The organism is Yinghuangia sp. YIM S10712 (assembly GCF_051388935.1).
Taxonomy (GTDB): domain Bacteria; phylum Actinomycetota; class Actinomycetes; order Streptomycetales; family Streptomycetaceae; genus Yinghuangia.
The window spans coordinates 25,681-30,231 of the sequence record NZ_JBPKBI010000007.1; the positions used below are offsets into that span (position 1 = coordinate 25,681).

Consider the following 4,551-nt stretch of genomic DNA (forward strand, 5'->3'; position numbering starts at 1 on the left):
CCCCACGCACGAGCGAACGTTCAATCAGTCATCCTTCGGGATGCGCCGAGAATGCGTCAATAGCGGGGTGCGGGCGGTAACGTGCCGGGGGACGAGCCGGCCGTTCGGTCAGCCGCCCGCCTGGTCGCTGTCCTTGAACGCGCCCCAGCCGTGCCAGCGCTCGACGTCGATGACGGTGGTCACCCGCGCGCGGGAGCGGTCGGGATAGGGACGGCCCGTGTAGTGAGCGGCAAGGCGGTCGATGTCGACCAGGCCTTCGTCGTCGCGGAGTTCGACGACGCGGCCGATCAGGGTGACGTGGGAGTACCAGCCGTCCTTGTCCAGCACGGTGAGCGACACGCGGGGATCCCGGCGCATGTGCCTCAGGCGGGCGCGGCCCTCGTCCATGTTGACCAGGACCCGGCCGTCCTGCCACAGATACCAGGTCGCGGCGGACACGGGCGTGCCGTCCGCGCGCAGCGTGGCGATGGTGCAGGGGTTCGGGCGGGTCAGCATGGCCACGGCGTCGTCGGGCAGCGGGGGCTTGGACATCGTCGCTCCAGGGTGGTTCGGATTCGGTTCGACTGCGGAGACAGTCGAACTCCACGAGAACGCCGGCCGCCCCGCACCTCGGCGTTCATTGTCCTCGTCCCGCGACCGGACGGCCAAGGCGGCGCGGCGTTCACGCAGCGCGATTCTGCCCGCGCTCCGACCCGCAGCGGCCGTTCGCGGTGCCGGCGGATCAGCCCCCGCCGCTCGGCGCGTACGGCATTGCCCAACCGCCTTCCGGACGACTCGCACGACGGGCATTCCGGCCGCCCCCACCGCCGCCCACCTGAACAGCCACCTCTGCGTACGCCTCGGCGAAGCAGGTGTCGGCCGAAATACGTCGTCGTGCGATGGATTGCCCGGCCGACCGGGCGGGCGGCAGACTCGGGACCGGGTGCCTTCGACCGTTGGGGCACCTGTCACTTCGCTTACTCTTCGATGGTGGGCCGTTGGAATCGGGGAAGCAGATCTCGCGGACCTTGCCGGACACGCCGCGCGGAAGCGTCGCCGATCCGGAGGCCGAAGGGGTCGACGCACTCCGGCCCGTCGAGGTGGCGGAGCCGGGAATCCCCGGGGTGATGCGGCTTCCACTGTGGTGGGCGGACGACGCGGCCGTGGCGCGCCTTGACGTGAGTCCGTACGCGCCGCAGGCGGAAGAGCCCCTGCCGGATGCGGATTCGCCTCCCGATGCGGCGGAAGTCCCGTCTGAACCCCAGACGTTCGCATGGAGCTTCGACGACGTCGAAGAGGTTCGCGCGCGACCCTCCGCCGGCCGCGGGCTTGCCTTGATCGCGGTGGGCGTGGTCTGCATCGTCAGTCTCGTCGCGGTGGCGGTGTTCGCAGGCGGCGAGGACAAGAAGAGCACGACGGCCGCCACACCACCCCCCGTGGCGGCTCCCCAGGAGGCACCCCTCGGTCCCCCGGAGAGCCACATGCCTCGCGGCCTGACTCTCGGCGGCTTCGACGGCCGTGTCCAGGTGACGTGGCAGCCGCCCGAACGAGCCGACCAGGTCGTGGGTTTCATGGCCATCGCACAGAGTCGGCAAGGGGCGGTGCTGGGACATCAGCTCCTGCCTGCCACGGAGACATCGGCGGTCTTCACCTCACCCCCGATGACGCGCGACGGTTGCATCGTCGTGGCGACTCTCGTTCGCGGCGGTTCGGGCGTCACACCAGTGCGCAGCGAACCGGTGTGTCTGTGAAGGGGGTCGACGACCGGTGGGCAAAGTGAGCGCTGTGACCCACGTTGCCCGCAGCGGTGCGCCCGACGCTGGGCATCCCACGAAATCACCTCATCGCGCGAGCAGTTGACTGGAGCATCTGTGATCGACGACGTTGATTCCATTCCCAGATGGCCTGTCATCGCCATACGGCTGGACGGCGACGGATCGGTCACCGTCGACGGGGAACCCCTCGCACTCGCCCCCGGCGAGGACGCGCGTACCGTCGCGATGGAACGGGCGCGGCACACCGCCGACTTGCTCGGCCGTCCGGTGCGCGTCGACGCGCGTGAGCCCGACGGAACGGTCTTCCCGATGGTGATCGACGGCACGGGAGACGTTGCGGAGGCCGGTCCGCCGGTTGTTCCCGGTCCGCAGCGGCGTGGCCTGCTGCGTCGCCGGTCGGCCCCGGCACAGGCCGAAGCGGGTGCCGCCCCGCTCCCGCCGCCGGCCCCCGCCCGGGCCGATGAGGTCTCGCCCGCCGGGGCGTTCACCGCTCCCCCTGTTCCTGTGCCGCCCGTGGTTTCGGATCCGCCGGGCACCGGGGTGGCACCCCCGTATGCCGCTGCTCGGCAAGTCCCCAGGCCCGCGAACGATTTCGGGGAGGCGGTGTCCGGCTTCGGCTCGGCCGCCCCCTCCCCCGGGCACGGCGGCCAGGCCCTGCCGCGTCCGACCGAGGAGCAGGCGCGGGTCTTGGCGCGGGTCCGGCGGGCCGCCGAGGCCGGTGATCCTCGCGGCGCCCTGGCCGAGATCCGGGAAATCGCCCGGGACGCCGAGGGCGGCGCAGCCGCCGCCCTCGGAGAAGTGGAAGCCTATTTGACGTTTCTCGATGGAGATCCGGTCAAAGCGTCGCGTCTCTATCTGGGGCTCGCTTCCGACCCGGATCGCCGCATCTCCGATACATGGGCTCTCGGACTTGTGGAATGCGCACACCATTGTTGGCTTGATGTCGACGATGTCGGACCGGCATACGAATTGGGCCGGGAACTCGTGGCGGCGTACACGCGTCTGGGCGCCGCGGATTCCGTGCAGATCGCCCACGCCCGAGCCCGGCTACGGGAAATGCGCGCCCGTCTCGCGATCACCTGACCGGCGGCATGGCCGGCGGTACGCGGCGCCGGCATGACCCATTCCCGCGTCCCCCGCACCGACGGGCCGCTGACGAGGCCCCGTCCCACCTGCGCCGGCGTCGGGCAACGCCGCGATCGCGCGGGCAGTCCGCCCGCACCCCGTCTACGCTTCCGCGCCGAACTTCAAGGTCTCCGAGGGACGTCGACCGTAGACGGCGCGGTACTGGATCGCGAACCTGCCCAGGTGGTGGAAGCCGTGTCGGAGGGCGATCGCGGTCACGGTGGTCGGCCGGTCGTCGGCAGCGGCGGCGACGAGTTCCTTGTGGACGCGGCGCAGACGCACTTCGCGCAGGTGGCTCTGCGGCGTCATGCCCAGATACAGGCGGAAGTAGGACTGCAACGTGCGCTTGCTGACGTGGGCCGCCGCGGCGATGTCGGCGACGGACGGCGGGGGGCCGGTGTAGCGCTCGCAGAAGGCGAGGGCGGTGGCGAGCCCGGACGGCATGGTCTCGTACGACGCATCGGTGTTCCAGCGCGTCGAGTTGGGTTGTGCGGCCAGCAGCCCGTGCACCAGGAGTTGCTCGAAGTGCGCCATCGCGAGCGGGGAATCGCCGATCCGACCTGTCTCCGGTGCGCCGACGAAGGTGCGCGCGAGGGACAGCCAGGGGCCGGCCCGGTCGGCGGCGGGATCGATCTGCGGTTCGAATTCGACCGGGCCGGATTGCCCCGCCTGCCGGCTCAACCGCGCGGCGGTGTCGATCATCCTCCGCGGAATACAGATGACGGTGACGACGGCGGCTTTCGGAATGCGCAGCACCGCCTGCCTGCCCGGCGTGACGATGGCGGGTGTCAGCGGCACTCTGCGGCCGCCTATCGACAGCGATCCGCCGGTGCCGGCGCCCCTGGCTCCCGCAGCGGCCAGGAGCACGAGGTACGCGCGCGCCGATCGGTCGATCCACAACTCGACGGGCGCCCCGTACCCGAGTGAGTAGACGGCGATCGTGCCCTGGTGCACGCAGCGCAGATGCGTGTTCAGCACCGCTCCCTGAGGCACGCGCAGGGTGTGGGGGGCGATATGCCCCGTGACCATCTCACGCACATATGCAGGGTCCTGGGTCCGGGACAGCAGAGGGCGTGCGACGGGCTGCGCGGCGGTGACGCCGTTGTGGGGGCGGCGGGCACTTCCCACACGGACCGGGACGAGTGTGTCAGTCATGATCGCCTTCAAGATGGGATCGGTGGTGCTCGGCGGCACGGGGTTCGGGGCGGGCCCCGGGTGCGGGGCCTGTTCGACGCGGCGACGGGCAGGATGCGGTGCGGATGCCAGCTTGCTCGACGAAATCGGCCGGGCGTAAGGACGAGGCTGTTATCCATCACAGGCAAACGTTCTGCGCTGCGCGGACTGCCCCGGGGGGTCGATCCGGCTGTCGCGCGCGGCGCGTCGTTCCGGTGACTCCCGGAGATATACGGCGAGTTGCGTGCGGTTGGCGACGCCGAGTTTGGCGTACACGCGCGACAGGTGGACTTTGACGGTGCCGCGCGCGACCACGAGTTGTTCGGCGATCGCGGGATTGCGGAGTCCCTCGGCCGCCAGCTTGGCCACTGCGGCTTCGGCGGCGGTCAGACTCGCCCGGCCCCGGTCGGCGCGGGCGCGACGGCCACGCGTGCGCCGGATGAATTCCCCGGCGGAGTCGAGTGTCATCGCCGCGCCTTCGGCGCGCGTGGAGGGGCGT

Annotated in this window: 5 protein-coding genes; 2 read left to right on the forward strand and 3 right to left on the reverse strand. The window is 71.0% G+C overall.

Annotation, left to right across the window (positions count from 1 at the left end; genetic code table 11):
- Positions 1–108: 108 nt before the first annotated feature.
- The gene (locus ACRX5W_RS16700; protein WP_436788944.1) at positions 109–531 is read right to left on the reverse strand and encodes a PPOX class F420-dependent oxidoreductase; all 423 of its coding nucleotides are present in this window, start codon (positions 529–531) and stop codon (positions 109–111) included.
- Between the two features lie 446 nt (positions 532–977).
- Between ACRX5W_RS16700 and ACRX5W_RS16705 the strand changes: the two genes are divergently transcribed.
- Both ACRX5W_RS16705 and ACRX5W_RS16710 read left to right on the forward strand, forming a co-directional pair.
- Complete coding sequence (locus ACRX5W_RS16705) at positions 978–1,730, forward strand: hypothetical protein (protein WP_436788945.1); 753 nt, start codon at positions 978–980, stop codon at positions 1,728–1,730.
- A 120-nt stretch (positions 1,731–1,850) separates the two neighbouring features.
- Entirely contained in the window at positions 1,851–2,837 is a 987-nt protein-coding gene (locus ACRX5W_RS16710; protein WP_436788946.1) for a hypothetical protein, read from the forward strand.
- A gap of 144 nt (positions 2,838–2,981) precedes the next feature.
- On the opposite strand, the gene ACRX5W_RS16715 is transcribed toward ACRX5W_RS16710, so the two are convergent.
- Together ACRX5W_RS16715 and ACRX5W_RS16720 are read right to left on the reverse strand one after the other, a co-directional pair.
- A complete protein-coding gene (locus tag ACRX5W_RS16715; RefSeq protein WP_436788947.1) occupies positions 2,982–4,034 on the reverse strand; it encodes an AraC family transcriptional regulator in 1,053 nt (350 codons plus the stop codon).
- A 150-nt stretch (positions 4,035–4,184) separates the two neighbouring features.
- A partial coding sequence (locus tag ACRX5W_RS16720; protein WP_436788948.1) for a response regulator transcription factor occupies positions 4,185–4,551 on the reverse strand: 367 nt, incomplete at its 5' end.